Source organism: Streptomyces sp. NPDC001544, assembly GCF_042894285.1.
GTDB lineage: Bacteria > Actinomycetota > Actinomycetes > Streptomycetales > Streptomycetaceae > Streptomyces.
This window is the reverse complement of record NZ_JBIAVN010000004.1, coordinates 99675-125857: the sequence shown is the minus strand read 5'-3', so window position 1 is coordinate 125857 and position 26183 is coordinate 99675. Positions and strand designations below refer to the sequence as shown.

The following is a 26183-nucleotide window of genomic DNA, read 5'->3' as shown; positions in this document are numbered from 1 at the left end:
TCGTCCGGTCAGGGCGTCACGAGCAGCACCTTGCCCATGTGGCCGCTCGCCTCCACCACCCGGTGGGCCTCGGCCGCCTCGGGCATCGGCACTTCGCGGTCGATGACGGGGCGGACATGGCCTCCGCCGAACAGCGGCCAGACATGCTCGCGCACGGCCGCGACGATGGCCGCCTTCTCGTCGAGCGGGCGGGCGCGCAGTGAGGTGGCGCTGATCGCGGCCCGCTTGGTGAGCAGCGCGCCGAGGTTCAGCTCGCCCTTGGCTCCGCCCTGCAGTCCGATGACGGCGAGCCGGCCGTTGACGGCGAGGGCCTTGACGTTGCGGTCCAGGTACTTGGCGCCCATGTTGTCGAGGATGACGTCGGCACCCGCGCCGCCGGTGGCCTTCTTGACCTCGGCGACGAAGTCCTGCTCCCGGTAGTTGATGAGGATGTCGGCGCCGAGCTCGGCACAGAAGTCCAGCTTCTCCTTGGTGCCGGCCGTGACCGCGACCTTCGCGCCGACCGCCTTGGCGAGCTGGATCGCCATCGTGCCGATGCCGCTGGAACCGCCGTGCACGAGCAGCGTCTCGCCCGGGCGCAGATGGGCGACCATGAAGACGTTCGACCAGACCGTGCAGACCACCTCGGGCAGCGCGGCGGCCTGCTTCAGACCGATGCCCTCGGGCAGGGGCAGGAGCTGCCCGGCCGGGACGACGACCTTCTCGGCGTAGCCGCCGCCCGCGAGCAGCGCGCACACCTCGTCGCCGACCGACCAGCCGCCGACACCGGGCCCCAGCGCCGCGATCCGGCCGGAGCACTCCAGGCCGGGGTACGCGGGCGCGCCGGGAGGCGGATCGTAGTGGCCCTGCCGCTGCAGGATGTCCGCGCGGTTGACGGCGCCGGCCACCACCTCGACCAGCACTTCGCCCTCTCCGGGTACCGGATCGGGGACCTCGTCCCACACCAACGCCTCGGGCCCACCAGGTTCGGGAATCGTGATCGCATGCATAGCGGCGACGCTACTCCTCGCACCGGCCCCCGCCCGGTCCGGCCCACGCAGTCGCGGTCGGCGTCGGCAGGGCCCGGTGGTTTCACGTGAAACACACCCCGATTCCGGCGGCCGCCCACGGCAGATCGAGCAGCTCCGTCTCCTGGTCCTGCCGTGCCCCGCCCGGGGGGACGACGGCGAGCGCGTCGGCGGCCGCGATACCGCGCAGCATCGCGGGGCCGTTGTAGTGCAGCGGCACGGCGTGATCGCCGCGCAGCACTACGGGGATGAGCCGGGTGTCGTGCGGGTGGCCGTGCACCGTGTCCCGCAGCGGCAGCGTGTAGGGCTCGGGGGCCGGGCGCGCGGCGAGGGTGCGCAGCAGTGGTTCGGCGAGCGTGAGCAGGCCGGAGACGGCCGCGAGGGGGTTGCCGGGCAGGCCGACGAGGTGCTGACCCTCCTTGGTGCGGGCCAGCAGCATGGGGTGGCCGGGGCGCACCTCGACGCCGTCGACGAGGAGTTCGGCACCGATGCGGCGCAGCGTGGGGTGGACGTGGTCGACGGGGCCGGAGGCGGTGCCTCCGGTGGTCACGATGAGGTCGGCGTCGCTGGAGGTGACGGCCCTGTGCAGGGCCTTGGCGTCGTCGCCGAGTCGACGCACCCGGGTGACCTCGGCGCCGAGGGCGCGCAGCCAGGGCGGCAGCATCGGGCCGAGCGCGTCACGGATGAGTCCGTCGTGCGGAAGGCCCGTGTCGAGCAGCTCGTCGCCGAGGACGAGGATCTCGGCGCGGGGCCGGGGAACGGCCGTGAGGGTGTCGTATCCGGCGGCGGCGGCCAGCCCCAGGACGGCGGGGGTGACGAGGGTGCCGACGGGCAGCAGTTGGTCGCCGCTGCGGCATTCCTGGCCACGCGGGCGGATGTCCTGGCCGTGGTGCATCTCGCGCGTGGGGTGCAGCCGCTCCTTGGCGTCGGTGCGGCCGTGCTCGCTGCGCAGTACGGCGGTGGTGTCCGGCGGGATACGGGCGCCGGTGGCGATCCGTACCGCCTCTCCGTCCGTCAGCGGCTCCGGCAGTGTGTGCCCGGCCAGGACGCCCTCCTCCCGGACGTGCCAGGGACCCGGTCCCGCGACGGCCCAGCCGTCCATCGCGGAGGTGTCGAAGGAGGGCAGGTCCGTGAGGGCGGTGAGGGGGGCGGCCAGCGTCAGTCCGAGAGCGTCCGCCAAGGAGACGGAGACCGGGGGGCGGCGGCCACCTGTCCGGGCGGCGCGGGCGGCGGTCTCGCGGGCCCGGCCCCAGGGGACGGCCTGGTGACGGTCGCCGGTGGCGGGCCCGTCCTGGGCCGCCGGCGCGGGGGACCGGCCGGCGGGGGTGCGACCGCCCTCGGCGGGACCGTTGTCTTCGCGGGGTTCCCTCACGAGGGCGAGCGCCTCCTCGACGTCGAGGTCGTCCGATTCCTCGGCGTTCCCGGCGTTCCCGGCGTTCCCGGTCCGCTCGCCGGTCCGGGTCGCGCGGGCGGTCATCCGGCGTCCGGGCCGGGGGCGGGCTGGGCGGGACTGTTCTCTTCCTCCCAGCGCAGGGCCAGCGCCGCGGCCTTGCGGGTGGCCTCGGCGACCGCTTCGGGGCCTCCCTTGCCCTGGGCGGCGGCATAGCCGACGAGGAAGGTGGTCAGCGGTGCGGCGGGCCGGGCCACGCCGTGCGCGGCGTCACGGGCGAGGTCGAGCAGGGCGCCGGTGTCGACGTCCAGGTCGATGCCCAGCTCGTCCTTGACTGCGGAGATCCATTCATCCAACACGTGTCCATGCTCCCTGATCCGTGCCCTGGCGGCGGCGATGTCGTCCCAGGTGTCGCAGTCGAAGGAGGCGACGGGATCCGGGACGCGGGTGAGTTCCAGCGCGCCGGTCAACCGACGCAGGGGCAGCCCGGTGAGGCCGCCGTGGACGCTCTTGAGGGCCGTCAGCTCGCGGCGCAGGGCGGCCGTGCGGTACGCGGCCACGAGTGGCTGGTCGCGGCCGTCCGCGTCGGTGAGCAGAGCGCCCTCGGCCGTGGTGGTGCGCAGGGCGGCCAGCAGCCGCCGCACCGTGGGCGTTCCGAGGAACGGCAGGTCGGCGGAGAGAACCACGAGGTGCTCGGCCGTGGTGTGCCGCAGCCCGGCGTCGAGCGCGGCCACCGGCCCGCCGCCGGGGGGCTCCTCCCGGGCCCACCGCACCGGCAGGACGGTGGGGCGGGGGTCGGCCACGACCACGGTCACGGCCGCGTCGGCGCAGGCCGCGAGCACCCGGTCGAGCAGCGGGCGGCCCCCGACCCGCACAGCCGGCTTGTCGGCCCCGCCGAGCCGCCGGGCGGCCCCGCCGGCGAGCACGACGGCGTCGTACGGCCCGGGGGGCCCGGCGTTGTCGTGCGTCCCGGCGGTCCCGGCGGCGGGGGCGTTGTCGGTCACTCCCCGAGTATGTCCCGTGGGTCCCTTCTTCCGGAGTTGCCGTCCGTCACAGGGTGCGCAGCAGCATCGCGGGCTGTTCCACGCAGTCCGCCACGTACCTCAGGAAGCCGCCGGCCGTGCCGCCGTCGCACACCCGGTGGTCGAAGGTGAGCGAGAGCTGGACGACCTGCCGCACCGCCAGCTCGCCCTCGTGCACCCAGGGCTTGGGCACGATGCGGCCGACGCCGAGCATGGCCGCCTCGGGATGGTTGATGATCGGCGTGGAGCCGTCGACGCCGAACACTCCGTAGTTGTTCAGCGTGAAGGTCCCGCCGGTGAGTTCACCGGGTGTCAGCGTCCCGGCCCGGCCCGCCTCGGTCAGCCGGGCGAACTCGGCGCTGAGGGACTCGGCGTCGCGCTCGTGGGCGTCCCGGACGACGGGCACCACCAGCCCGCGATCGGTCTGCGCGGCGAACCCGAGGTGGACCTGCTCCACCTGGACGACCTCGCGGGCGTCGGTGTCGACGTAGGAGTTCAGCTCGGGGAACCGGGCGAGGGCCGCGGTGCAGATTCGGGCGAGCAGCGCGAGCAGGGAGATCTTCGGTGCCGTGCCCGCGTTCATCGCGGCCCGCGCCCGCATGAGTTCGGTCGCGTCCGCGTCGACCCAGCAGGTGGCGTCCGGGATCTCCCGGCGGCTGCGGGAGAGCTTGTCGGCGACGGCACCGCGAACCCCCTTGAGAGGGGTGCGGGCGCCGTCACGGGCGGGCGAGACCCGGGCGGGTGGTTCCTCCGCCACGGGGGCGGCGGGGGCGGCCTTGGTCCGCAGGGCGTTCTCGACATCGGCTCGCAGGATCAGCCCGTCGGGCCCGGATCCGGGCAGCCGGCGCAGGTCCAGGCCGTTGTCGCGGGCCAGTCGGCGCACCAGCGGGGAGATCACGGGGACCGGTCCCTCGACGGGCTCCGGGGCGGCGGGGGCGGGGGCGAGAGGCGCCGGATCGGAGCTCCTGGCCTTCCCGTCGGCGGCGACGACCGGCCGCACCCTGCGGCGCCGCGCCGGTGCCTCCGAAGTGCCGTAGCCGACGAGGACGTTGCCCGAGCCGCCGGTGCTCCCGCCGTCGGCCGCGGGCCCCACGGCCACCGTCAACAGCGGCGCCCCGACGGGCAGTTCCGTACCCTCCTCGCCGAAGCGGGCGGTGACGACGCCGCCGTACGGGCAGGGGACCTCGACCATCGCCTTGGCCGTCTCGACCTCGACGACCGGCTGGTCGACGGCGACGAGGTCTCCGACCTCTACAAGCCAACGTACGATCTCTGCCTCGGTCAGCCCCTCCCCGAGGTCGGGCAGCTTGAACTCCAGGCTGTGCATATGAGAAGCGTGTGCCATCAGCCCTCGGCCTCCCACTGCAGACGCGCCACGGCGTCCAGGATCCGGTCGACGCCGGGCAGGTGGTGCCGCTCCAGCATGGGCGGCGGGTAGGGCACGTCGAACCCGGCCACGCGCAGCACCGGCGCCTCCAGATGGTGGAAGCAGCGCTCCGTGACGCGGGCCGCGATCTCCCCGCCCGGCCCGCCGAACCCGCCCGACTCGTGCACGACGACCGCGCGCCCGGTGCGCCGTACCGACGCGGCGACCGTCTCGTCGTCGAACGGCACCAGGGAGCGCAGGTCGACGACTTCGAGGTCCCAGCCCTCGGCCAGGGCCGCCTCGGCGGCCTCCAGGCAGACGGGCACGGACGGCCCGTAGGTGATGAGCGTGGCGCTCCGGCCCGCGCGCCGCAGCACCGCGCGGCCGATCGGCTCCACGGTCTGCGGGGCCTCGGGATTCCAGGAGTCCTTCGACCAGTACAGCCGCTTGGGTTCGAGGAAGAGCACCGGGTCGTCCGAGGCGATGGCCTCGCGCAGCAGCCCATAGGCGTCGGCGACGGTGGCGGGCGTGACGACATGGAGCCCCGGAGTCGCCATGTAGTACGCCTCGGAGGAGTCGCTGTGGTGCTCGACGCCGCCGATGCCGCCCCCATAAGGGACACGAACGGTGATCGGCAGGGGCATCCGGCCGCGGGTACGGTTCCGCATCCGCGAGACGTGGCTGACCATCTGCTCGAACGCGGGGTACGCGAACGCGTCGAACTGCATCTCCACGACCGGGCGCAGCCCGTACATGGCCATGCCGACGGCCGTGCCGAGGATGCCCGCCTCGGCCAGCGGGGTGTCCGCGCAGCGGTCCTCGCCGAACTCCTTGGCGAGCCCGTCGGTGACCCGGAAGACCCCGCCGAGGGCACCGACGTCCTCGCCCATGACGTGTACGGCGGGATCGGCGGCCATCGCGTCGCGCAGCGCGCGCGTGAGGGCCTGCGCCATGGTGGCGGGCTTGACGGCGACGGTGGTCATCGGTCACCGCCTTCCTGCTCGGCGTCCAGCTCGGCCCGCAGCAGGTCGCGCTGCTCCCGCAGCTGCGCAGTGGGCTCGGCGTACACGTGGGCGAACAGGTCCATGGGGTCGAGTTCCGGGTCCCGGTTCATGCGTTCGCGCAGGTCGGCGGCCATCGCCTCGGCGTCCTCGCGTGCGGCCCTGATGCCGTCCTCGTCGAGCAGGCCACGGGTGGTGAGCTCGCGTTCCAGCAGTTGCACCGGGTCGTGCTCGCGCCAGGCCGCCACCTCGGCGTCGCCGCGGTAGCGGGTGGCGTCGTCGGCGTTGGTGTGGGCGTCGATGCGGTACGTCACCGCCTCCACGAGGGTGGGGCCGCCGCCCGCACGCGCGTGCCGCACGGCGTCGCTGAGGACCTCGTGCACGGCGGCCGCGTCGTTGCCGTCGACCAGGCGGCCCGGCATGCCGTACCCGACCGCCTTGTGGGCCAGCGAGGGCGCCGCGGTCTGCTGGGCGAGCGGCACCGAGATGGCGAAGCCGTTGTTCTGGACGAGGAAGACGACCGGGGCCTGCCAGACGGCGGCGAAGTTCAGCGCCTCGTGGAAGTCGCCCTCGCTGGTGCCGCCGTCGCCGACCAGGGCGAGCGCCACCACGTCGTCGCCCTTGAGCCGGGCGGCGTGCGCGAGGCCGACGGCGTGCGGGAGCTGGGTGGCGAGGGGGGTGCACAGCGGGGCGACGCGGTGCTCGTAGGGGTCGTAGCCGGTGTGCCAGTCGCCGCGCAGCAGGGTGAGGGCCTCGACGGGGTCGACGCCGCGGACCACGGCGGCCAGCGTGTCGCGGTAGCTGGGGAAGAGCCAGTCCTGTTCCCGCAGGGCGAGCGCGGCGGCGACCTCGCACGCCTCCTGCCCGGTGCTGGAGGGGTAGACGGCGAGACGGCCCTGCTTGGTGAGTGCGGTGGCCTGCGTGTTGTACCGCCGGCCGCGCACCAGATGGGCGTAGAGCAGACGCAGCAGTTCCGGGTCGGTCTTGGCGGCGGCCCCGGTGCCGAGGACGCGGTAGGGCTCGGCGTCGGGCAGCAGCGGCGCGGGGTCCGTGCGGGGCTGCCAGGCGGGCGGCGGCGATGGCCGGTACGCGCCTCGCTGCTCCATGACCGTCATGACGGCACCTCCTCGTGCGAGCTCGGGAAGGCGCGTCGGCACTGACCCGCCTCACCTACCGATTGTTCGGTCGTCGGCACATTTTGGCTACAGGGCCCCCGAGGCTGTGGACAAACGGTTCTCCACAGCCTGCAATGAACGCAGGGCGTCCACGACGGGAAGGTGGGGGGACATGGCATCTGAACAAATGGCCGCAGGCCCGGAGTCCGATGCCGTCCTGCCGCCACCACGTCCGCTGGACGCCGTCGACCAGGACATCCTGCGGATGCTCCAGGCGGACGGCCGCGCCTCGATACGGTCCGTCGCCGAACGCGTCCACGTCTCCCGCGCCAACGCGTACGCGCGGATCAACCGCCTCATCGAGGACGGGGTGATCCGGGGTTTCGGTGCCCGCGTCGACCACGAGCGGGCGGGCCACGGCACGTCGGCGTACATCACCCTGAAGATCGTGCAGAACACCTGGCGCACCGTGCGCGAGCAGCTCAGACAGTTGCCGGGCGCCTCGCACATCGCCCTGGTGGGCGGCGACTTCGATGTTCTGCTCCTGGTGCACACGCCCGACAACAGGGCCCTGCGCGAGCTGGTGCTCACCCGGCTCCAGGCCATCCCGGAGGTGCTCAGCACCCGCACCCTGCTGGTGTTCGAGGAGGAGGACCTGGAGCCGGAGGGCTGACCCCGCGGGCCCGGGTGTCAGCGTTCGCTGCGCAGCCCCGAGAAGACCAGCCGCACCACCGCGTCGGACACCTCGCGCGCGCCCGTGCCGCGCCCGTCGGGGCGGTACCACTCCACGATCGAGTTGATCATCCCGAAGACCAGCCGGGTCGCCAGACGCACCTCCACGTCGCCGCGCACGTCCCCGTCCTTCGCCGCCGCCTTCAGCAGGTCGGCCACCCGGTGGTCGAAGTCGCGCCGCCGCTCCAGCGCCCAGCGCTCGGTGGCGGTGTTCCCGCGCACGCGCAGCAGCAGCGTCACGTACGGCAGCTCGGCCAGCAGCACCTCGACCATGCGCCGGACGACGTGCTCCAGGCGGTCCGCGGGCCGCCCCTCGCGCGCGTGCTCCTCGTCGAGGATCCCGAAGAGGCCGTCCAGCGCCCGGCTGACGGCGCGGCGCAGCAGCTCCTCCTTGCCGGTCACGTGGTGGTAGATCGACGACTTGGAGATGCCGGCCGCCTTGGACAGGTGCTCCATGGAGGTGCCGTCGTAACCGCGCTCGTTGAAGACCCCCACGGCGACCGAGAGCAGGCTCTCGGGGGTGTACGGGTCGCGTTTGGCGGTGGTCATCACGCGCCCTCCCGCTTCTCGGTGGCGTACGCGTGCCGGTAGAGCGCGAGGGACGGCGCGTAGCGTCCGGAGGGGTCGCGCAGGTGCAGGTCGTCCAGCAGGTCGTAGGCCCAGCCGCGGCCGAGTCTGCGGCTCCACTCGAAGGGGCCGAGAGGGTAGTTGACGCCCAGGCACATCGCCGTGTCGATGTCCTCCTCGGTGGCCACGCCCTTGGCGACGGCGTCGTGCGCGAGGTCGACGATCCGGGCCACCGTACGGGCGACGATCATGCCGGGGACGTCCCCGACGATGCTGACGTCCTTGCCGAGCGCCTGGAAGAGGCCGGTGGCCTCGCGCAGGGTCTGCGGCGAGGTGTCCTGGGAGGCGGACAGGGCGACCCGGGTGGCACGGCGGTAGTCGAGGGCGAGGTCGAAGTAGACGACGTCGCGGAACTCGACGGAGGTCTGCCCGTCGGCGAGCACCAGCTGGCCGCCGCTGGGGAGGATCAGGCGGGTGCCGTGGTCCTCGTCCTCCTCGCGGACCTGGATGCCCGCCTCTCGGATCAGCGTGAGCAGTTCGGCCGCCGGGCCCAGGTCGCCCTCGGCGACGACGTAGGCGGGTGCCTGCTCCTTCTCGGCGGTGTGCGGCTCGGGGCGTTCGCCCTCCTCGGCGTAGTCGTACCAGCCCTGCCCGGTCTTGCGGCCCAGGCGGCCGGACTCGACCAGGCGGCGCTGGGCGAGCGAGGGCGTGAAACGGACGTCCTGGAAGAAGGACTGCCACACGGAGTGGGTGACGGACTCGTTGACGTCCTGTCCGATGAGGTCCGTCAGCTCGAACGCGCCCATCCGGAAACCGCCGCACTCGCGCAGGACCGCGTCGATGGTCGCCGGGTCGGCGGCCTGGGCCTCCAGGACGGCGAACGCCTCCGCGTAGAACGGGCGGGCGATGCGGTTGACGATGAAGCCCGGGGTGTCGGCGCAGGCCACCGGGGTCTTGCCCCAGGCGCGGGCGGTCTCGTACGCGCGCGTGGCCGAGGTGACGTCGGTGGCGAACCCGGAGACGACCTCCACCAGCGGCATCAGCGGGGCGGGGTTGAAGAAGTGCAGACCCACGAAACGCCCCGCGACCCGCAGCGCGCCGCCGATGGCCGTCACCGACAGGGAGGAGGTGTTGGTGGCGAGCAGGCAGTCCTCGGCGACGATGCCCTCCAGTTCGCGGAAGAGCTCCTGCTTGACGTCCAGCCGTTCCAGGACCGCTTCGACGACCAGGGTGCAGTCGGCGAGTTCGGCGAGGCTACCGGCCGGCCGGAGCCGGTCACGGGCGGCGTCCCGTTCGGCGCCGGTGAGCCGGCCCTTCGCCACGAGCCGGTCCAGACGTGCGCCGATCGCGGTGGCCGCCTCCTGGGCACGCCCCGGTACGGCGTCGTACAGCCGCACGGGCTGGCCCGCCACCAGCGCGACCTGGGCTATGCCCTGGCCCATGGTGCCGGTGCCGACCACGGCCACGGGGCTGCTGAGGTCGAGTGCTGTCATGGGCGCGATCCTCCCGCACGGGGTTTTCCACAGATGCGGCGGACCCCCTTGTCCCGACCGATCGTTCGGTTACTCTAACTCTGTCCGGCTGTTCCTGCCCATGGTTGTTCTGTTTCCGCCCAGGTCATGAGCTCGACGGAGAGCTCTTGAGACGAGGAGTTGGTCCCGCATGGCCGCCGAACCGACCGCACACGAACTGATCGCCAAGCACCGGCCCACCCTCGACCAGGCGCTGAAGGCGATCAGCACACGCGCGTACTGGTCGCCCCACCCCGAGCACCCGAAGGCGTACGGCGAGAACGGCAGCCTGGACGCGGCAGCGGGCAAGGCCGCCTTCGACGCCGTCCTGGGCAGCCGCATCGACCTCGGCCAGCCCGGCACGGACGACTGGGTGGGCGGCGAGGTCTCCCCCTACGGCATCGAGCTCGGCGTCACCTACCCGCACGCGGACGCCGACACCCTGCTGCCCGCGATGCGGGCCGGGCAGGGGGCGTGGCGGGACGCGGGCGCGGAGACCAGGGCCGTGGTCTGCCTGGAGATCCTGAAGCGGATCAGCGACCGGACGCACGAGTTCGCGCACGCGGTCATGCACACCTCCGGCCAGGCGTTCATGATGGCGTTCCAGGCGGGCGGCCCACACGCCCAGGACCGCGGCCTGGAGGCGGTGGCGTACGCCTACGCGGAGCAGGTGCGCACCCCCGACGCCGCGGAGTGGACCAAGCCGCAGGGCAAGCGCGACCCGCTGGTGCTCACCAAGCACTTCACGCCGGTCCCGCGCGGCGTCGCGCTGCTCATCGGCTGCAACACCTTCCCGACCTGGAACGGCTACCCGGGCCTGTTCGCCTCCCTGGCCACCGGCAACGCGGTGCTGGTCAAGCCCCACCCGCGCGCGGTGCTGCCGCTCGCACTCACCGTCCAGGTCGCCCGTCAGGTGCTCGCCGAGGCCGGCTTCGACCCGAACCTGGTCGCCCTGGCCGCCGAACGCCCCGGCGAGGGCATCGCCAAGACGCTGGCCACCCGCCCGGAGATCCGGATCATCGACTACACGGGCTCCACGGCGTTCGGCGACTGGCTCGAGGCCAACGCCCGCCAGGCGCAGGTGTACACCGAGAAGGCCGGCGTCAACACGGTGATCGTGGAGTCGACCGACGACTACAAGGGGATGCTCTCCAACCTGGCGTTCTCGCTGTCCCTGTACAGCGGCCAGATGTGCACCACCCCGCAGAACCTGCTCGTCCCGCGCGACGGCATCCGCACCGACCAGGGCCCCAAGACCTACGACGAGGTGGTCGCCGACCTCGCCCGCGCGGTCGACGGCCTGCTCGGGGACGACGCGCGCGCGAACGCCCTGCTCGGGGCGATCGTCAACCCGGACGTGAAGGCCCGTCTGGAGGCCGCGGCGGGCCTCGGCGAGGTCGCTCTCGCCTCCCGCGAGATCACCAACCCCGAATTCCCGGCGGCGGTCGTGCGCACCCCGGTGATCGTCAAGCTGGACGGCGCCAAGCCGGACGACGAGGCCGCCTACATGAGCGAGTGCTTCGGCCCCGTCTCCTTCGCCGTCGCCGTCGACTCGGCGACGGACGCGGTGGAGCTGCTGCGGCGCACGGTCCGCGAGAAGGGCGCGATGACGGTCGGTGCGTACACCACCGACCAGGAGGTGGAACGTGCGATCGAGGAGGTGTGTCTGGAGGAGGCCGCCCAGCTGTCCCTCAACCTCACCGGCGGGGTGTACGTCAACCAGACGGCCGCCTTCTCCGACTTCCACGGCTCCGGCGGCAACCCGTCGGCCAACGCCGCTCTGTGCGACGGCGCCTTCGTCGCGAACCGCTTCCGGGTGGTGGAGGTCCGCCGGGAGGCGTAGGGCCTGGTCCGGGCCGGATCCGGCTCAGGCGGGTGCGCCCCCGGTGGCGCTCCAGTGGTACAGCGTCATGGCCACACTGGTCGCGAGGTTGTAGCTGGAGACCTGGGGGCGCATCGGCAGGGACACCAGGTGGTCGGTACGGGCGCGCAGCTCGGCGGACAGGCCGCTGCGCTCCGAGCCGAAGGCGAGCACCGCGTCGTCCGGCAGCTTCAGGCCCCGGAGGTCCTCGCCCTCCGGGTCGAGGGCGAACAGCGGCCCGGACGGCAGCTCGGCCACGGCCAGCCGCTCCACGGCGGTCGCGAAGTGCAGCCCCGCCCCGCCGCGCACCACCGTGGGGTGCCAGGGGTCGAGCGTGCCCGTGGTGACGACCCCGGTCGCCCCGAAGCCGGCGGCCAGCCGGATCACGGCGCCCGCGTTGCCCAGGTTGCGCGGATCGTCGAGGACCACGACGGGCGCGCGGCGCGGGGCGTGCGCCAGCTTCTCCAGGTTGGCCGCGCGGGACGGCCGTACGGCCAGGGCCGCCACGGCCGTGGGGTGCGGCCGCGGCACCAGGGACGCGTACACCGCCTCCGGCACCTCGGCCAGGAGCGTGTCCAGCGTGTCACGGACGTCCGGGGCGAGCTCGCCGGCGAGGGCGAGCGCCGCCGGCCGGTCCGTGGTGACCGCGACCGGTACCTCGGCCGCGAAGCGCACCGCGTGCTTGAGGGCGTGGAAGCCGTCGAGCAGCACACAGTCGGCGGCGTGCTCACGCCAGCGGGTCAGCGGGTCGGTCATGCCCCGAAGCCTACGTGGGCGGCCTCGTGGCCCTCCGGGGAGCGCGGCGGAGGCAGGTGCCGGCCGCCGCGCCGGGTCAGCCGCCCACGCGCGTGTGCCGCCCGGCCGCCGAGCCGGCGCAGGAACGACGTCGGCAGGAACACCGAGTCCGCGGCGATCATCGCCAGCGAGAAGAAGGGCAGCCCGAGAACGACCGCGATCACGGCGTGCTCGGTCATCATCGCGGCCAGCAGGACGTTCTTCACCCGCCGGTTGAACAGCGTGAACGGGAAGGCGACCTGTACGACGACCGTCCCGTAGGTCACCAGCATGACCAGGGTGCCGTTGGCCGACAGCAGGTCGGCGAGGGCCGGCCAGGGCGAGAAGTACTCCAGGTGCAGCGGGTAGTAGACGGCGGTGCCGTCCTGCCAGCGCGAGCCCTGGATCTTGTACCAGCCTGCCGTGGCGTAGATCAGGCAGGCCTCCGCCATGATCACGAAGAGGGCACCGTTGTGCACGATGTTCGCGATCACGTCCAGCAGGATCCGGGGCTCCCGCGAGCGCGCCCTGCGCCCCACCGCCCACCACAGTCCCTGCGCCAGCCACACCGTCCACAGCAGCACGGAAACGAGCGGGCCGCTGTTCAGACGGCCCGCCAGGGTCACCCCGGTCAGCGCGAGACCGAGCACCGCCCACAGGAGGGGTCCCGTCCGGTCGGCGACCCGCTCCCCACGCGCGTGTGCGGCCGCCGCGCGCTCCTCCCGCCGGGCGTCCAGGGACCACACCCGGCCGCAGCGGGTGAACACCAGGTAGATCGACATCAGGTGCAGGACGTTGTCGCCGCCGTCGCCCACGAAGACACTGCGGTTCTGCAGCGAGAGCACGCCGACCATGAACAGCACGGACGCCGTACGAGTGCGCCAGCCCAGCAGGAGCAGGGCGCTCACCACGACGGCGAGCACGTAGAACACCTCGAACCAGGCCCGCCCGTCGGTCCACATCAGGGCCGTGAAGGCACCGTTGTCCGAGGTCAGCCTGTGGGCCATGGCCCAGCTCCAGGGACCGTCCGGGCCGTAGAGCTGTTCGCGGTGGGGGAACTCGCGCAGCAGGAACAGCAGCCAGGTCCCGGCGAAGCCGATGCGGATCACGGCCGACTGGTAGGGGCCGAGGGGCGCCTCCGAGACCCGGGCGATCGCGCGCGAGGCCGAGAGCACGAGACGGTTCACCGCACACCCCCGGCGGTCTCGTCCCGCGTCACCGTCCACCAGGGCAGCAGCCGGTAGTAAGGCTTGTCGGAGACCTGTTCACGGCTCCACGAGGGCGGCGGCACGTCGGTCGTGCGGGAGCGGAGCTGTACGCGCCGTACGACGCCCTTGCCGGCGCCGTCCTCGGTGTACAGGCGCCTGACCACGATCCGGCGCAGGTACTCCTCGGAGAGGGAGCCGCGCAGGCCCACGGGGCGGTTGTCGGAGCCGTGCGTGGCGAGGAAGAAGTCCCAGGCCCGGCGCAGTTCGTTCTGCTCCGTGTGGCTGGGCAGCAGACTGCCGTCTATCGCCTCACCGTCCTGGGCCGACAGGTCGTACCAGCCGGTGGTCGTCACGGTGCCGTCCGCCGCCCACAGCTCCGCGCGGACCTCCACCGCTATGTTCTGCTGCAGCGGGTTGGGCGCGAACAGCTTCCAGTTCTGCTCGAACTCCGGGTAGATCCACTCGTCTATCGCCCTGCCGTGCTGCTTCGTCACCGTGTTCGCCGGTGCGACGTGCAGGAACACCATTCCGAGATGCACGCAGGCGGTCACCGCGACGACCGCGAGCGCCAGGGCGGCGCCGACCTGGTAGCGGGGGGAGAGCGCGGCGACACCGGTGCGGGGGGTGCCGGGGGCGGGGCGGTCCTCTCCGGGGTCGGGGCGGTCCCTTCGGTCCTCGACCGGGCCGGGCCGGTCGGCGCGGTCCTCTCCGGGGCCGTCCGTGCTGTCCGGCCCGGGCCGGGGGCGCGTCCCGTCCGACCCGTCCGGCCCCGGCGGGGCCTTCGAGTCCTCGTCGTGCGCGTCCATTCCGCCCCGTTTCCAGATCACCGGCCGAAGTCGCCGCCGCCCCGCCACGGGCAGGTCACCGCCACGGGCGGGCCGGATCGGCCCACGAGCCCCGCACATGTCCGCGGCGCTCGCACGGAACGGTACTCAGCCTCACCCGTCCGGCGCAGCCCCGAGGCACAGCCGATGCGGTGCCGTACGGCGGAAGGGAGGGTGGCGAGCAAGGTCGGACGAGGTTGTCCACAGCCTGTGGGTGCGGTTTTCCACAGCGGTTGACACCTCACGGCAGCTCACCGCACCATTGAACCGCACGGACCGAACGATCGGTCGGGACAGTGTCCCAGCACAGCCCGAGGTCAGGGGGACCGCATGGCGACAGCAGCCGCCCAGCGCACAGCCACCGGGGCGCGGCACGCCCAGGACACCGCCGACACGGCGGCGTACGAGCGCGCCTTCGAGGCCGCCGTGGCGGCGGACGAGCGCATCGAGCCCCGCGACTGGATGCCCGACGCCTACCGCGCGACGCTGGTCAGGCAGATCGCCCAGCACGCCCACTCCGAGATCATCGGGATGCAGCCGGAGGCCAACTGGATCACGCGCGCTCCCTCACTGCGCCGCAAGGCCATCCTCATGGCCAAGGTCCAGGACGAGGCGGGCCACGGCCTGTACCTGTACAGCGCGGCCGAGACCCTGGGCACCAGCCGGGAGGAGCTCCTCGACAAGCTGCACAGCGGCCGCCAGAAGTACTCCTCGATCTTCAACTACCCCACCCTGACCTGGGCCGACGTCGGCGCGATCGGCTGGCTGGTGGACGGCGCCGCCATCACCAACCAGGTGCCCCTGTGCCGCTGCTCGTACGGCCCGTACGCACGCGCGATGGTCCGCATCTGCAAGGAGGAGTCCTTCCACCAGCGCCAGGGGTACGAGCTGCTGCTCGCCCTCAGCCGCGGTACGCCGGAGCAGCACGCGATGGCGCAGGACGCGGTGGACCGCTGGTGGTGGCCGTCCCTGATGATGTTCGGCCCGCCCGACGACGCCTCGCGGCACTCCGCGCAGTCGATGGCGTGGAAGATCAAGCGTCACTCCAACGACGAGCTGCGCCAGCGCTTCGTCGACATCTGCGTCCCACAGGCCGAGTCGCTGGGCCTCACCCTGCCCGACCCCGACCTGAGGTGGAACGAGGAGCGCGGGCACCACGACTTCGGCGCGATCGACTGGACGGAGTTCCAGGACGTCCTCAAGGGCAACGGCCCATGCAACGAACAGCGGATCACCCAGCGCCGCCAGGCACACGACGAGGGCGCGTGGGTACGGGAGGCGGCCGCGGCCTACGCGGCCAAGCACGCCGGTGAGCAGACCGGTGGGACAGGAGCGAGCCGAGCATGACCTCTACCGACTGGCCCCTGTGGGAGGTTTTCGTGCGCTCCCGCCGCGGGCTCTCCCACACCCACGCCGGCAGCCTGCACGCACCGGACGCGGAGCTGGCCCTGCGCAACGCCCGCGACCTGTACACCCGGCGTGGCGAGGGCGTCTCCCTATGGGTCGTCCCCGCGTCCGCGATCACGGCGTCCTCCCCCGACGAGAAGGACCCGTTCTTCGAACCCGCCGCCGACAAGCCGTACCGGCACCCGACGTTCTACGAGATCCCGGAAGGGGTGAAGCACCTGTGACGACGACCGCCGTGCCCCTGACGGCCGCACTCGCCCTCGGCGACGACGCCCTGGTGCTCTCGCACCGCCTGGGCGAGTGGGCGGGACACGCTCCCGTCCTGGAGGAGGAGGTCGCCCTCGCCAACATCGCGCTGGACCTGCTGGGACAGGCCCGGATCCTGCTGTCGATGGTCGGCGATGAGGACGAACTGGCCTTTCTGCGCGAGGAGCGCGCCTTCACCAACCTCCAGCTCGTGGAGCAGCCGAACGGCGACTTCGCGCACACCATCGTCCGCCAGCTCTACTTCTCCACCTACCAGCACCTGCTCCATGCCGAACTGGCCGCCGGGGACGGCCCGTTCGCCCCGCTGGCGGCGAAGGCCGTCAAGGAGGTCGCCTACCACCGCGACCACGCCGAGCAGTGGACCCTGCGGCTCGGCGACGGTACCGAGACCGGCCACGAGCGGATGCGGCGGGCGTGCGAGGCGCTGTGGCGGTTCACCGGCGAGATGTTCCAGCCGGTGGAGGGCCTGGACGCGGACTGGGCGGGACTGGAGACGGCCTGGCTCGAGTCCGTCGGGGACGTGCTGCGCCGGGCCACCCTGACGGTCCCCGAGGGCCCGCGGACCGGGGCGTGGTCGGCGGGCGCGGGCCGGCAGGGCCTGCACACGGAGCCGTTCGGGCGGATGCTCGCGGAGATGCAGCACCTGCACCGCAGCCATCCGGGGGCGTCATGGTGACGCCGGCGACCGCCCTCGAGACCGAGCTGCTCCGCATCGCGGGCTCGGTCCCCGACCCCGAGCTGCCCGTGCTCACCCTTCAGGAGCTGGGCGTGGTGCGCGCGGTGCGCGTGCGCGGCACGGACGCCGTCGACGTCGAGCTGACGCCGACCTACACCGGCTGCCCGGCGATCGAGGCGATGTCCCTGGACATAGAGCAGGCACTGCGCGCCCACGGCATGCGCGAGGTCAGCGTCCGGACGGTGCTCACGCCCGCCTGGTCGACCGACGACATCACCGACGAAGGGCGGCGCAAACTGCGGGAGTTCGGGATAGCACCCCCACGGGTGCGCCGGGACGCCGGGCCGGTCGCCGTGACCCTGGGGCCGATCCGTACCCTCGTCGGCGAACCCGCTGCGACCGACGGGCCCGAGCCCGTGCGCTGCCCGCACTGCGGATCCGCCGACACCGAGCTGCTGAGCCGGTTCTCCTCCACCGCCTGCAAGGCACTGCGGCGCTGTCTGGCCTGCCGGGAACCGTTCGACCACTTCAAGGAGCTGTGAATGGCCCGCTTCCACCCGCTCCCGGTGGCCGCGGTCGACCGGCTCACCGACGACTCCGTGGCCCTCACCTTCACCGTCCCGCCGGAGCTGCGCGAGGAGTACCGGTACGTGCCGGGCCAGCATCTCGCGCTGCGGCGCCGGGCCGACGGGGTCGAGACCCGCCGGACGTACTCGATCTGCTCACCGGCCCCGGAGCCCGGCGGCGTGGGGCCGCACACCCTGCGGGTCGGGGTGCGGCTGGTCGAGGGCGGGGCGTTCTCGTCGTACGCGCTGAAAGAGGTGAACGTCGGGGACGAACTGGAGGTCATGACCCCGGCCGGGCGGTTCACCCTGGAGCCCGCTCCCGGTCTGTACGCGGCGGTCGTGGGCGGCAGCGGCATCACCCCGGTGCTGTCGATCGTCTCCACCCTGCTGGCCCGCGAGCCCCGCGCCCGGTTCTGCCTGATACGCGGCGACCGCACGGCCGCCTCCACCATGTTCCTGGAGGAGGTCGCCGATCTGAAGGACCGGTACCCCGAGCGGCTGCAGCTCGTCACCGTGCTGTCCCGGGAGGAGCAGCAGGCGGGGCTGCCGTCCGGGCGGCTGGACCGGGAACGGCTGACGGGGCTGCTGCCGGCGCTGCTGCCGGTGGACGAGGTGGCGGGCTGGTACCTGTGCGGGCCCTACGGACTGGTGCAGGGCGCGGAGCGGGCGTTGCGGGAACTCGGGGTGGAGCGGGCCCGGATCCACGAGGAGATCTTCCACGTGGACGCCGGTGCGGCACCGGCGACGGTCACCGTGGCACCCGCGCACAGCACCGTGACCGCCCGGCTCGACGGGCGTGGCGGCACCTGGCCGGTCCAGGACGGCGAGTCCCTCCTGGAGACGGTGCTGCGCAACCGCCCCGATGCGCCCTATGCCTGCAAGGGCGGGGTGTGCGGGACGTGCCGGGCCTTCCTGGTGTCGGGCGAGGTGCGCATGGACCGCAACTTCGCGCTGGAGGCGGAGGAGACGGAGGCCGGATATGTGCTGGCCTGTCAGTCGCATCCCGTGACGGAGAAGGTCGAACTGGACTTCGACCGCTGAAGCGCCGCTCCCCACCCACCCGTTCCCTTCTTCTAGAACCTGTTCTATCTTGACGGACCGTCAGGTCAGCACCGCCGGTCGGGCGGATCCGCCAGGAGGACAGGACCGTGGACTTCACCTTCACCGAGGAGCAGCTGGCGGCGGCCGAGGCGGCCAGGGGGGTGTTCGCCGACGTCGCGCCGGACGGGGTGCCGAGCCCGGCGCTCACCACGGGCGCCGTGGCCGAGGACTTCGACCGGGCGCTGTGGTCCAGGCTCGCCGACGCCGACCTGCTGAGCCTGCTGCTCGACCCCGGGTACGGCGGCGCGGGCCTGGACACCATCGCCCTGTGCCTGGTGCTGCGGGAGTCCGCGAAGGTGCTGGCCCGGGTGCCGTTGCTGGAGAGCAGCGCCGCGGCGGCGGCCGTACAGGCCTACGGCGGCGAGGAGCTGCGGGCCGGGCTGCTGTCGGGCGCCGGGCGGGGCGAGCTCGTACTCACCGTCGCCGCGCACGGCCGTACCGGTCATGACCCGGCCGAACTCGCCGTGACGGCACGGCGGGACGTCGACGGCTGGGTACTGGACGGGGTGCAGACCGCGGTGCCGTGGGCGTACGGCGCGGACCTCGTCGTCGTGCCGGCACACACCGGAGCCGATAGGACCGTCCTCGCGCTGGTGCCCCTCGGCCACGACGGCGTCGTGCTCGCCGAGCAGGTCTCCACCAGCGGGGAGCGGCTGGGCGAGCTGCGGTTGCGGTCCGCGCGGATCGCGGCCGGGGACGTCATCGACACCGACGGCGCCTGGGAGTGGCTGCGCGCGCTGCTGGCCACGGGGACGTGCGCGCTCGCGCTCGGGCTGGGCGAGCGGGTGCTGAGGATGACCAGCGACTACACCGGCAAGCGGGAGCAGTTCGGCCACCCGATCGCGACCTTCCAGGCGGTGGCCGTGCAGGCCGCCGACCGGTACATCGACCTGCGGGCCATGGAGGCCACACTGTGGCAGGCCGCGTGGCGCATCGCCTCCGGAGCGCCGGGAGCGCTGCCCGTCGCGGGGGACGTCGCCGTGGCGAAGATCTGGGCGGCGGACGGCGTACGGCGGGTCGTGCAGACCGCGCAGCACCTGCACGGCGGTTTCGGCGCCGACACCGGCTACCCCCTGCACCGGTACCACGCCTGGGCCAAGCAGCTGGAGCTGTCACTCGGCCCGGCGGCGGCGTACGAGGAGACGCTGGGGGACCTGCTGGCGGCCCACCCCCTGGGGTGACCGCCCAACCCGACGCCGAGGCCCCGGCGCCGGGCTACAGGACGTGCCCGGGCTGTCCCTGGTCCGTGACGACCGGACGGCCCGCGGCCGCCCAGACCTGCATACCGCCGTCCACGTTCACCGCGTCGATGCCCTGCTGGACCAGGTACATCGTGACCTGGGCCGAACGACCGCCGGAGCGGCAGATCACGTTCACCCGGCCGTCCTGCGGGGCAGCCTCGGTCAGCTCCCCGTACCGCGCCACGAACTCACTGATGGGGATGTGCAACGCTCCCTCGGCGTGACCCGCCTGCCACTCGTCGTCCTCACGGACGTCCAGCAGGAAGTCGCCGTCCTTGAGGTCCGTGACCCCGACCGTGGGCACACCAGCTGAGAAACTCATGTTCCAGACGCTACCCGAAGAGGCTCACGGGACCGGCCGGGCTACCCCTGCGCCAGCAGCGCAGCCAGTTCCGCCTCGCGCTCCGCCACGTCCCTGCGGAGCTTCTCGGCGATCTCCTCCAGGAGGGCGTCGGGGTCGTCGGGAGCCAGGCGGAGCATGGAGGCGATCGCGCTGTCCTCCAGTTCACGGGCGACCATGGTGAGCAGTTCCTTGCGCTGCGCCAGCCACTCCAGGCGGGCGTACAGCTCCTCGGCGTGGCTCGGGAGCCGCTCGGCCGGGGCGGGTCCCGCGGCCCACTCCTCGGCCAGCTCCCGCAGCAGTGCCTCATCGCCGCGGGCGTAGGCGGCGTTGACGCGGGTGATGAACTCCTCGCGCCGCGCCCGCTCGGGCTCCTCCTGCGCCAGGTCCGGGTGGGCCTTGCGGGCGAGTTCCCGGTAGAGCTTGCGGGCCTCCTCGCTGGGGCGGACCCGCTGCGGGGGCCGTACCTCCTGCCCGTTGAGCATCGCCGCGGCCTCCGGGAACAGACCGTGGCCGTCCATCCAGCCGTGCAGCAGTTCCTCGACGCCGGGGATGGGCATCACCCTCGCCCGCGCCTCCTCGGCCCGCCGGAGGTCCTCGGAGTCACCGGTGCGGGCGGCCCTGGCCTCGGCGATCTGCGCCTCGAGCTCCTCGAGCCGGGCGTACACCGGGCCGAGCCGCTGCTCGTGCAGCCGGGAGAAGTTCTCGACCTCGACGCGGAAGGTCTCCACCGCGATCTCGAACTCGATCAGGGCCTGCTCGGCGGCCCGCACGGCCCGCTCCAGCCGCTCCTCGGGCCGGGACGGCTGGGACTGCTCAGCTTCCGGGGTCGTCACCCGACCAGCGTAGGCCACCGGGAGCCGCCTCCGGGCCCGGCGCCCGGCAGGCAACGGGCGGCGCCCCTGACGTGCCTCACACCCCCAGCTCCGCCGCGATCCGCCCTGACCTCACCGCCGCGACCAGGTCCGCGTGGTCCGCCTCGGTGCGGTCGGCGTAGGCGACGGCGAACGCGGCCATCGCCTCGTCCAGTTCCTCGTTCTTGCCGCAGTACCCGGCGATCAGCCGGGGGTCGGCACTGTGGGAATGGGCGCGGGCCAGCAGGGCGCCGGTCATACGGCCGTAGTCGTCGACCTGGTCGGCGGCGAGCGCGGCGGGATCGACGCTGCCCTTGCGGTTACGGAACTGCCGTACCTGGAACGGCCGGCCGTCGACCGTCGTCCAGCCCAGCAGGATGTCGCTGACCACCTGCATGCGCTTCTGCCCCAGTACCACCCGGCGCCCCTCGTGGCCGGGCGGCGGCACCTCGAAACCGGCCGTCAGCAGGTGCGGGACCAGCGCGGAGGGGCGGGCCTCCTTGACCTGCAGGACCAGCGGTTCGCCGCGGTGGTCCAGGAGCAGCACGACGTACGACCGGGTGCCCACGCTGCCCGTGCCGACGACCCGGAACGCCACGTCGTGCACCGCGTGCCGGGACAGCAGCGGAAGCCGGTCCTCGGAGAGGGTCGTGACGTAATCCTCCAGGGACGCCGCCACCGCCGCCGCCTCCTCGTCCGGTATGCGGCGCAGCACCGGCGACGCGTCGACGAAGCGTCGCCCGCCGCCCTCGACGGCCTCGGTCGACTTCGCCGCGAACCGCCCGCTGGTGTTGGCCCGCGCCTTCTCGGAGACCCGCTCCAGCGTGCCGAGCAGGTCGTGGGCGTCGGTGTGCGAGACGAGTTCCTCGTCGGCGATGGCGTTCCAGGCGTCCAGCACCGGCAACTTGGCGAGCAGCCGCATGGTGCGCCGGTAGGCGCCCACCGCGCCGTGCGCCGCCTGACGGCACATGTCCTCGTCGGCGCCCGCCTCCCGGCCCGCCAGCACCAATGAGGCGGCGAGCCGCTTGAGGTCCCACTCCCAGGGGCCGTGCACCGTCTCGTCGAAGTCGTTGAGGTCGATGACCAGACCACCGCGCGCGTCGCCGTACAGGCCGAAGTTGGCCGCGTGCGCGTCACCGCATATCTGCGTGCCTATGCGGGTCGTGGGCGTGCGGGCCAGGTCGTACGCCATGAGCCCGGCCGAGCCGCGCAGGAAGGCGAACGGCGTCGCCGCCATCCTGCCGACCCTGATCGGCGTGAGCTCGGGAATCCGGCCGCGACTCGACTCCTCCACGGCGCTCACCGCGTCCGGGCGGGGTCCGTCGAGGTCCAGGGTGCTGTGCGCGCTGCGCGGCACGCCGGCCCGCAGCGCCTTGCCCTCCTGCTTGGGCGAACCCTGCGGCGGCCAGTCGGCGAATCCGCGCACCCGGGGCAGCCGACGCACCTCTCCCGTGTCCGCCTCCGCTCCGGTGTCCGTCCCCACCACTGCAGCACCGGTCTCGGTCATCGCGACCGCCTCCCCCGAACCCACTCTCACGAACATCAACGTCTGCAGACCGTACAGCCGGTGGTTCGAACGCGTCAGACCCTGTGGACAATCGCCCGCCTGTGGAAAACCGCCGGTCGGACCACCGACGAGGCACGGCGCGCCCGGAGAGGGCGAACATGTTCGTTACGATCGCCGCATGACTGGAAGAAGAGAGCCGATCAGCCGCCGGGAGCGTCCGGCCAAGCCCGCCCTTTCCCGGCGGTGGATCGTGGACACCGCTGTGCGGATCATGCGGGCGGAGGGGCTGGAGAAGGTGACCATGCGTCGTCTGGCGCAGGAGTTGGATACCGGTCCGGCCTCGCTCTACGTCTACGTGGCCAACACCGCCGAGCTGCACGCGGCCGTGCTGGACGCCCTGCTGGGGGATGTCGACCTGGAAGGCGCGGGCGCCGGTGAGGGGTGGCGTGAGCAGCTCCTGGCCGTGTTGACGTCCTACATGCTCGTGCTGTTCGAGCATCCGCAGCTGGCCCGATCGGCTCTCGTGGCACGTCCCAGCGGTGAGAACTATCTGCGTCTGCTGGAGCGCGTCCTGGATCTGCTCTCCCGCAGCGGAGCCCCCCGTGAGCAGGTCGCCTGGGGTGTCGACAAGCTGCTCCAGGACGCCACGGCCACCGCCGCCGAGCATTCGACCCAGGAGCACGACCCCGCGGCCGAGGCCGACTGGAGTGCCCTCACCGCGGCCTTGAACACCGTGGACGAGGCCACCCATCCTGCGATCAGGGCGCACATGCCGGCTCTGCTCGGCGGCTCCGTCGAGGAGCGTGTGCGCTGGAGTTTCGACGTCCTCGTCAACGGCATCACGCAGACACCCGTTCCCGACGCGGCGGATTGAGGGTCCTGGCCCTGCCGACGGGCAGGCCATCGTCGGTCCAGGGTCATCCGCGGCGGGCACCCGGGCTTCAGGAAGCGGTCGGGGTAGCGCTGTTGCGGGTCCGGGCGAGGGCGTCGGTCCAGGACAGGAGTTGGTCGAGCATCGCCGTCAGCGCGGGACCCTGGTGCTCGCCGGGGGTGAACGTGGCGCCGAAGTCGGCGAAGTCGGTGCGCAGGTTCAAGCTGACGGCCGCTGAGACGTCCGCGAGTTGCATGGCGGCCAGGACCGGGCGCAGGGCCTCGACGGCGCGGACACCTCCGTCGACGCCGTAGGAGACGAGGCCCACGGCCTTGTTGTTCCACTCGGCGTAGACACGGTCGAGGGCGTTCTTCAACGCGCCCGGGAAGGAGTGGTTGTACTCGGGGGTGACGATCACGTAGCCGTCGTAGGCGGCGACGGTCGTGGCCCATTCCTGGGTGTGGGCAAGGGTGTAGCGGCCCATGGCCGGCGGGAGCGGTTCGTCGATCTGCGGCAGGTCGGCCTCGGCGAGGTCGACCAGTTCGTAGTCGGCGTCGCCGCGTTCGCGGGCGCGTTCGAGGACCCACTCCGCGACGCGGGCGCCGGCCCGTCCGGTGCGGGTGCTGCCGACAATGATGGCGATCTTGGTCATCGTGCCTTCGGTAGGTGAACGGGGCGGTGGTTCCGCCGGCATGGGCAGGGACGGTCCTGGGCCCCGCAGGCCGCACAGGCCGTACAGGGAGGGACGCCAGGTGGTGGGGCTCAGTGGCCCGCGGCCGGGCCCTGGGGTGTGAGGAAGGAGTCGAGGAGGGTGAAGACGGCCTCGGGCTCCTCGCGGATGGGCAGGTGACCTGCTCCGGGGATGAGTTCGAACCGTCCGTGCGGGAACGCCGCCGCGTAGGCGCGGCCGAAGTCGGGGCCGACAACCGTGTCGTTGGCGCCCCAGAGCACCAGCACCGGGCAGGTGATGGCGGAGCAGCGGGGCAGCAGACCCGCATCCGCCATGTCCGGTCCGGTATAGGCGCGCATGGCGGCCATCGACTGCGCGGACGGCCCGCCCCGCGGCGCCGGCCCGCCCCGCTGCGCCGGCCCGCCCCGCTGCGCCGGCCCGCCCCGCTGCGCCGGTCCGCCGGCCGGGGTCGCGGGCGTCCAGGCCGGTGGCCCGGCGGGAACGGTGATCTGCCGGCCGGGCACCACCGGGCCGACGGCGTCCATGAGCACGAGCCGCGAGATCCGGCTCTCGTGATCGTCCAGGACGGTCTGGGCGGCGACCCATCCGCCGAAGGACGTGCCGATCACCGTCACGTCGTTCAGTCCGAGGTGGGCGAGCAGCTCAAGGTAGACGGCGGCGAGCGCCGGCACGGAGTCCAGGTCGTCGGGCCGTACGGTGCCGTCCCAGCCGGGGTGGGTGGGCGCCAGGACCCGGTGCTCCGATGCGAGGTGGCCGACCAGGGGCGCGATGCTGTCGGGGCCGGGTCCGCCGTGCAGGACGAGGACCGGGCTGCCTCGGCCGGCTTCACACAGTCCCAGATCCAGGCCCGGCCGCACCCGGAGGGCGCGCCGAAGAGGCACTGTCATGGATTCCTCCGTGCGAGGGGTTCGGATGCGGGGGACGCGGCGGCCGTCGGAGCCGGCGTCACCGGGCCGCCGGGCCGGAGGTGAAGAAGTGGACCATCTGTTTCAGGCCCCGCTCGCCGAACATCATGTCCAGGCTGGCGGCGGACTCGGCGGCGGACGCCTCACTGCGCGGGAAGAGGGCCGCCTCGTACGTGGCCAGGGCGGCCTCGGTGTCGCCGGGGTGGGCGGCGACGGCCTGGCCGAGTTCCGCGCCGTCGAGCATGGCGAGGTTGGCGCCCTCGCCGGCGAACGGGGACATCAGGTGGGCGGCGTCGCCCACCAGCGTCACGCCTGGGGTCCGCTGCCAGCGGTGCCCGACGGGCAGGGCGTGGATGCGGCGGGGAGTGAGCGTGCCGTCGGCGTCGGCGACCAGGCCGCGCAGGCCCTCGTCCCAGCCCTCGAAGTGGGCGAGGACCGCCGCCTTGGCGGCTGCCGTGTCGCGGAGGTCGATGGTGTCGAGCCAGTCCTCCTCGGCCGTGAGCGCGGTGTAGACGTGCAGGCTGCCGTCGGTCTCCCGGTGGGCGAGGAAGCCGCGCTGGTCGCCGAGGCAGATGAAGAACCCGCCGCCGATGACGGCGGCGCTGCGCGGATGGCGGGCATCGGCGTCCAGCAGGTCGCTTTCCACGAAGGAGATGCCGGTGTAGGCGGGCTTGGCGTCCGAGACCAGCGGCCGGATCCGTGACCATGCTCCGTCCGCACCGATCAGGAGGTCGGTGGTGATGGTAAGCCCGTCGGTGAAGGTCACCTCATGGCGCCCGTCGCCCAGCGCCCGGGCGCCGGTGACCTTCCGGCCCCAGTGGACCGTGCCCTCGGGCAGGGAGTTCAGCAGCAGGTCGCGCAGATCGCCTCGGTCGACCTCCGGCCGGCCGCCGGAACCGTCGTCCTCCTCGGACACGTGCACCGTCCCGTCGGGGCCGAGCAGACGCATGGCCTGACCGCCCTCGTGGACGATCTTGAGGAAGTCGTCGTACAGACCTGCGGCGTGCAGGGCCTTCTGCCCGTTGTTCTCGTGGATGTCGAGCATCCCGCCCTGCGTACGGGCCGAAGCCGACGCCTCCCACTCGAAGATCGCCGACTCGACGCCGTGCACCTCCAGGACGCGGGCGGCGGTCAGGCCGCCGAGACCTCCACCGATGATCGCGACGGGGAAGTGATTGCTGCTCATGGGCCCCTCCGAGGACGTGGGGAAGCGTGTCTGAATGCCGGGAGACGGTCGGCTGCCGGCGCTGCCGGGCCCGTCGTGGCGAGGGATGCGGCTTGTCGGGGGATCAGTCGCACCAGCCGCCCCCACCGTAGCGAACGCGTTCGTTGCGAACAAGTTCGCCGACTGCCCGATCGCTCCGAGCGGGGACCTCCAA

At 72.9% G+C, this 26183-nt stretch carries 26 protein-coding genes; 9 read left to right on the top strand and 17 right to left on the bottom strand.

From position 1 onward, the window contains the following. Nucleotides 1–8: 8 nt before the first annotated feature. From ACFY0F_RS13380 to pdhA, 6 genes are all read right to left on the bottom strand, one after another. Nucleotides 9–989, bottom strand: coding sequence for an NAD(P)H-quinone oxidoreductase (locus ACFY0F_RS13380; RefSeq protein ID WP_388792641.1), 981 nt, complete (start codon nt 987–989; stop codon nt 9–11). Between the two features lie 82 nt (nt 990–1071). After that, a complete protein-coding gene (locus tag ACFY0F_RS13375) occupies nt 1072–2484 on the bottom strand; it encodes a molybdopterin molybdotransferase MoeA (protein WP_388792639.1) in 1413 nt (470 codons plus the stop codon). Next, nucleotides 2481–3401, bottom strand: coding sequence for an NTP transferase domain-containing protein (locus ACFY0F_RS13370; RefSeq protein ID WP_388792637.1), 921 nt, complete (start codon nt 3399–3401; stop codon nt 2481–2483). Before ACFY0F_RS13370 ends, ACFY0F_RS13375 begins: the two co-directional genes overlap by 4 nt. A 46-nt stretch (nt 3402–3447) precedes the next feature. Beyond that, nucleotides 3448–4764 (bottom strand): dihydrolipoamide acetyltransferase family protein, encoded by a 1317-nt coding sequence (locus tag ACFY0F_RS13365; RefSeq protein WP_388792635.1) that lies wholly within the window; start codon nt 4762–4764, stop codon nt 3448–3450. After that, nucleotides 4764–5768 carry an alpha-ketoacid dehydrogenase subunit beta gene (locus tag ACFY0F_RS13360; protein WP_388792633.1) on the bottom strand — a complete coding sequence of 335 codons (1005 nt, stop codon included), beginning with the start codon at nt 5766–5768 and terminating at the stop codon, nt 4764–4766. Before ACFY0F_RS13360 ends, ACFY0F_RS13365 begins: the two co-directional genes overlap by 1 nt. Then, nucleotides 5765–6901: a pyruvate dehydrogenase (acetyl-transferring) E1 component subunit alpha gene (gene pdhA, locus ACFY0F_RS13355; protein ID WP_388792631.1), complete on the bottom strand. Its 1137-nt coding sequence runs from the start codon at nt 6899–6901 to the stop codon at nt 5765–5767. Before pdhA ends, ACFY0F_RS13360 begins: the two co-directional genes overlap by 4 nt. Before the next feature lie 172 nt (nt 6902–7073). Between pdhA and ACFY0F_RS13350 the strand changes: the two genes are divergently transcribed. After that, nucleotides 7074–7574 (top strand): Lrp/AsnC family transcriptional regulator, encoded by a 501-nt coding sequence (locus ACFY0F_RS13350; RefSeq protein ID WP_388792629.1) that lies wholly within the window; start codon nt 7074–7076, stop codon nt 7572–7574. Between the two features lie 17 nt (nt 7575–7591). On the opposite strand, the gene ACFY0F_RS13345 is transcribed toward ACFY0F_RS13350, so the two are convergent. Together ACFY0F_RS13345 and ACFY0F_RS13340 are read right to left on the bottom strand one after the other, a co-directional pair. Then, entirely contained in the window at nt 7592–8182 is a 591-nt protein-coding gene (locus ACFY0F_RS13345; RefSeq protein ID WP_388792627.1) for a TetR/AcrR family transcriptional regulator, read from the bottom strand. Then, nucleotides 8182–9693, bottom strand: coding sequence for a 3-hydroxyacyl-CoA dehydrogenase (locus tag ACFY0F_RS13340; RefSeq protein ID WP_388792625.1), 1512 nt, complete (start codon nt 9691–9693; stop codon nt 8182–8184). Before ACFY0F_RS13340 ends, ACFY0F_RS13345 begins: the two co-directional genes overlap by 1 nt. Before the next feature lie 169 nt (nt 9694–9862). Between ACFY0F_RS13340 and paaN the strand changes: the two genes are divergently transcribed. Next, nucleotides 9863–11554 carry a phenylacetic acid degradation protein PaaN gene (gene paaN, locus ACFY0F_RS13335; protein WP_388792623.1) on the top strand — a complete coding sequence of 564 codons (1692 nt, stop codon included), beginning with the start codon at nt 9863–9865 and terminating at the stop codon, nt 11552–11554. 24 nt (nt 11555–11578) lie between these two features. Here the strand turns inward: paaN and ACFY0F_RS13330 are convergent, their stop codons facing one another. Genes ACFY0F_RS13330 through ACFY0F_RS13320 form a run of 3 tightly spaced genes read right to left on the bottom strand, consistent with a single transcriptional unit; the run spans nt 11579 to nt 14360 of the window. Next, entirely contained in the window at nt 11579–12328 is a 750-nt protein-coding gene (locus ACFY0F_RS13330; RefSeq protein ID WP_388792621.1) for a TrmH family RNA methyltransferase, read from the bottom strand. Then, nucleotides 12325–13533, bottom strand: a complete 1209-nt coding sequence (locus ACFY0F_RS13325) for an HTTM domain-containing protein (protein ID WP_388792620.1) — start codon at nt 13531–13533, stop codon at nt 12325–12327. Before ACFY0F_RS13325 ends, ACFY0F_RS13330 begins: the two co-directional genes overlap by 4 nt. After that, a complete protein-coding gene (locus ACFY0F_RS13320) occupies nt 13530–14360 on the bottom strand; it encodes a DUF5819 family protein (protein ID WP_388792619.1) in 831 nt (276 codons plus the stop codon). The genes ACFY0F_RS13325 and ACFY0F_RS13320 overlap by 4 nt, the downstream gene beginning before the upstream one ends. 348 nt (nt 14361–14708) lie before the next feature. Between ACFY0F_RS13320 and paaA the strand changes: the two genes are divergently transcribed. From paaA to ACFY0F_RS13290, 6 genes are all read left to right on the top strand, one after another. Next, nucleotides 14709–15725: a 1,2-phenylacetyl-CoA epoxidase subunit PaaA gene (gene paaA / locus ACFY0F_RS13315; RefSeq protein ID WP_388792617.1), complete on the top strand. Its 1017-nt coding sequence runs from the start codon at nt 14709–14711 to the stop codon at nt 15723–15725. Continuing rightward, nucleotides 15722–16009: a 1,2-phenylacetyl-CoA epoxidase subunit PaaB gene (gene paaB, locus ACFY0F_RS13310; protein ID WP_388792615.1), complete on the top strand. Its 288-nt coding sequence runs from the start codon at nt 15722–15724 to the stop codon at nt 16007–16009. The genes paaA and paaB overlap by 4 nt, the downstream gene beginning before the upstream one ends. Continuing rightward, complete coding sequence (paaC, locus tag ACFY0F_RS13305; protein ID WP_388792613.1) at nt 16006–16728, top strand: 1,2-phenylacetyl-CoA epoxidase subunit PaaC; 723 nt, start codon at nt 16006–16008, stop codon at nt 16726–16728. The genes paaB and paaC overlap by 4 nt, the downstream gene beginning before the upstream one ends. Then, nucleotides 16722–17270, top strand: a complete 549-nt coding sequence (paaD, locus tag ACFY0F_RS13300; protein WP_388792611.1) for a 1,2-phenylacetyl-CoA epoxidase subunit PaaD — start codon at nt 16722–16724, stop codon at nt 17268–17270. The genes paaC and paaD overlap by 7 nt, the downstream gene beginning before the upstream one ends. Further along, the gene (locus ACFY0F_RS13295; RefSeq protein ID WP_388792609.1) at nt 17271–18335 is read left to right on the top strand and encodes a 2Fe-2S iron-sulfur cluster-binding protein; all 1065 of its coding nucleotides are present in this window, start codon (nt 17271–17273) and stop codon (nt 18333–18335) included. It begins immediately after the preceding gene. Nucleotides 18336–18442: 107 nt separating this feature from the next. After that, the gene (locus tag ACFY0F_RS13290; protein ID WP_388792607.1) at nt 18443–19576 is read left to right on the top strand and encodes an acyl-CoA dehydrogenase family protein; all 1134 of its coding nucleotides are present in this window, start codon (nt 18443–18445) and stop codon (nt 19574–19576) included. 34 nt (nt 19577–19610) lie between these two features. Here the strand turns inward: ACFY0F_RS13290 and ACFY0F_RS13285 are convergent, their stop codons facing one another. The 3 genes from ACFY0F_RS13285 to ACFY0F_RS13275 all read right to left on the bottom strand — a co-directional run bounded on the left by ACFY0F_RS13285 (nt 19611) and on the right by ACFY0F_RS13275 (nt 22337). Beyond that, nucleotides 19611–19940 carry a rhodanese-like domain-containing protein gene (locus ACFY0F_RS13285; RefSeq protein ID WP_388793208.1) on the bottom strand — a complete coding sequence of 110 codons (330 nt, stop codon included), beginning with the start codon at nt 19938–19940 and terminating at the stop codon, nt 19611–19613. 59 nt (nt 19941–19999) lie between these two features. Further along, nucleotides 20000–20812: a hypothetical protein gene (locus ACFY0F_RS13280; protein ID WP_388792605.1), complete on the bottom strand. Its 813-nt coding sequence runs from the start codon at nt 20810–20812 to the stop codon at nt 20000–20002. A 76-nt stretch (nt 20813–20888) separates the two neighbouring features. After that, nucleotides 20889–22337, bottom strand: a complete 1449-nt coding sequence (locus ACFY0F_RS13275; RefSeq protein WP_388792603.1) for a DUF2252 domain-containing protein — start codon at nt 22335–22337, stop codon at nt 20889–20891. A gap of 178 nt (nt 22338–22515) precedes the next feature. Here ACFY0F_RS13275 and ACFY0F_RS13270 point away from each other — a divergent pair, with 178 nt between their 5' ends. Then, nucleotides 22516–23211 carry a TetR/AcrR family transcriptional regulator gene (locus tag ACFY0F_RS13270; RefSeq protein ID WP_388792601.1) on the top strand — a complete coding sequence of 232 codons (696 nt, stop codon included), beginning with the start codon at nt 22516–22518 and terminating at the stop codon, nt 23209–23211. Between the two features lie 67 nt (nt 23212–23278). Here the strand turns inward: ACFY0F_RS13270 and ACFY0F_RS13265 are convergent, their stop codons facing one another. The 3 genes from ACFY0F_RS13265 to ACFY0F_RS13255 all read right to left on the bottom strand — a co-directional run bounded on the left by ACFY0F_RS13265 (nt 23279) and on the right by ACFY0F_RS13255 (nt 25990). Then, the gene (locus ACFY0F_RS13265; protein ID WP_388792600.1) at nt 23279–23860 is read right to left on the bottom strand and encodes an NADPH-dependent FMN reductase; all 582 of its coding nucleotides are present in this window, start codon (nt 23858–23860) and stop codon (nt 23279–23281) included. 110 nt (nt 23861–23970) lie between these two features. Continuing rightward, nucleotides 23971–24786, bottom strand: a complete 816-nt coding sequence (locus ACFY0F_RS13260) for an alpha/beta fold hydrolase (RefSeq protein ID WP_388792598.1) — start codon at nt 24784–24786, stop codon at nt 23971–23973. Between the two features lie 58 nt (nt 24787–24844). Then, entirely contained in the window at nt 24845–25990 is a 1146-nt protein-coding gene (locus ACFY0F_RS13255) for an FAD-dependent oxidoreductase (protein WP_388792596.1), read from the bottom strand. Between the last annotated feature and the right edge of the window lie 193 nt (nt 25991–26183).

Coding starts and splice junctions, on each gene's coding strand:
- paaN (WP_388792623.1), top strand. CDS start 9,863: ATGGCCGCCGAACCGACCGCACACGAACTGATCGCCAAGCACCGGCCC.
- ACFY0F_RS13340 (WP_388792625.1), bottom strand. CDS start 9,693: ATGACAGCACTCGACCTCAGCAGCCCCGTGGCCGTGGTCGGCACCGGC.
- ACFY0F_RS13345 (WP_388792627.1), bottom strand. CDS start 8,182: ATGACCACCGCCAAACGCGACCCGTACACCCCCGAGAGCCTGCTCTCG.
- ACFY0F_RS13380 (WP_388792641.1), bottom strand. CDS start 989: ATGCATGCGATCACGATTCCCGAACCTGGTGGGCCCGAGGCGTTGGTG.
- ACFY0F_RS13360 (WP_388792633.1), bottom strand. CDS start 5,768: ATGACCACCGTCGCCGTCAAGCCCGCCACCATGGCGCAGGCCCTCACG.
- ACFY0F_RS13295 (WP_388792609.1), top strand. CDS start 17,271: ATGGCCCGCTTCCACCCGCTCCCGGTGGCCGCGGTCGACCGGCTCACC.
- ACFY0F_RS13350 (WP_388792629.1), top strand. CDS start 7,074: ATGGCATCTGAACAAATGGCCGCAGGCCCGGAGTCCGATGCCGTCCTG.
- ACFY0F_RS13365 (WP_388792635.1), bottom strand. CDS start 4,764: ATGGCACACGCTTCTCATATGCACAGCCTGGAGTTCAAGCTGCCCGAC.
- paaB (WP_388792615.1), top strand. CDS start 15,722: ATGACCTCTACCGACTGGCCCCTGTGGGAGGTTTTCGTGCGCTCCCGC.
- paaD (WP_388792611.1), top strand. CDS start 16,722: ATGGTGACGCCGGCGACCGCCCTCGAGACCGAGCTGCTCCGCATCGCG.
- ACFY0F_RS13375 (WP_388792639.1), bottom strand. CDS start 2,484: ATGACCGCCCGCGCGACCCGGACCGGCGAGCGGACCGGGAACGCCGGG.
- ACFY0F_RS13330 (WP_388792621.1), bottom strand. CDS start 12,328: ATGACCGACCCGCTGACCCGCTGGCGTGAGCACGCCGCCGACTGTGTG.
- ACFY0F_RS13320 (WP_388792619.1), bottom strand. CDS start 14,360: ATGGACGCGCACGACGAGGACTCGAAGGCCCCGCCGGGGCCGGACGGG.
- ACFY0F_RS13255 (WP_388792596.1), bottom strand. CDS start 25,990: ATGAGCAGCAATCACTTCCCCGTCGCGATCATCGGTGGAGGTCTCGGC.
- ACFY0F_RS13270 (WP_388792601.1), top strand. CDS start 22,516: ATGACTGGAAGAAGAGAGCCGATCAGCCGCCGGGAGCGTCCGGCCAAG.
- ACFY0F_RS13265 (WP_388792600.1), bottom strand. CDS start 23,860: ATGACCAAGATCGCCATCATTGTCGGCAGCACCCGCACCGGACGGGCC.
- pdhA (WP_388792631.1), bottom strand. CDS start 6,901: ATGACGGTCATGGAGCAGCGAGGCGCGTACCGGCCATCGCCGCCGCCC.
- paaA (WP_388792617.1), top strand. CDS start 14,709: ATGGCGACAGCAGCCGCCCAGCGCACAGCCACCGGGGCGCGGCACGCC.
- ACFY0F_RS13260 (WP_388792598.1), bottom strand. CDS start 24,786: ATGACAGTGCCTCTTCGGCGCGCCCTCCGGGTGCGGCCGGGCCTGGAT.
- ACFY0F_RS13275 (WP_388792603.1), bottom strand. CDS start 22,337: ATGACCGAGACCGGTGCTGCAGTGGTGGGGACGGACACCGGAGCGGAG.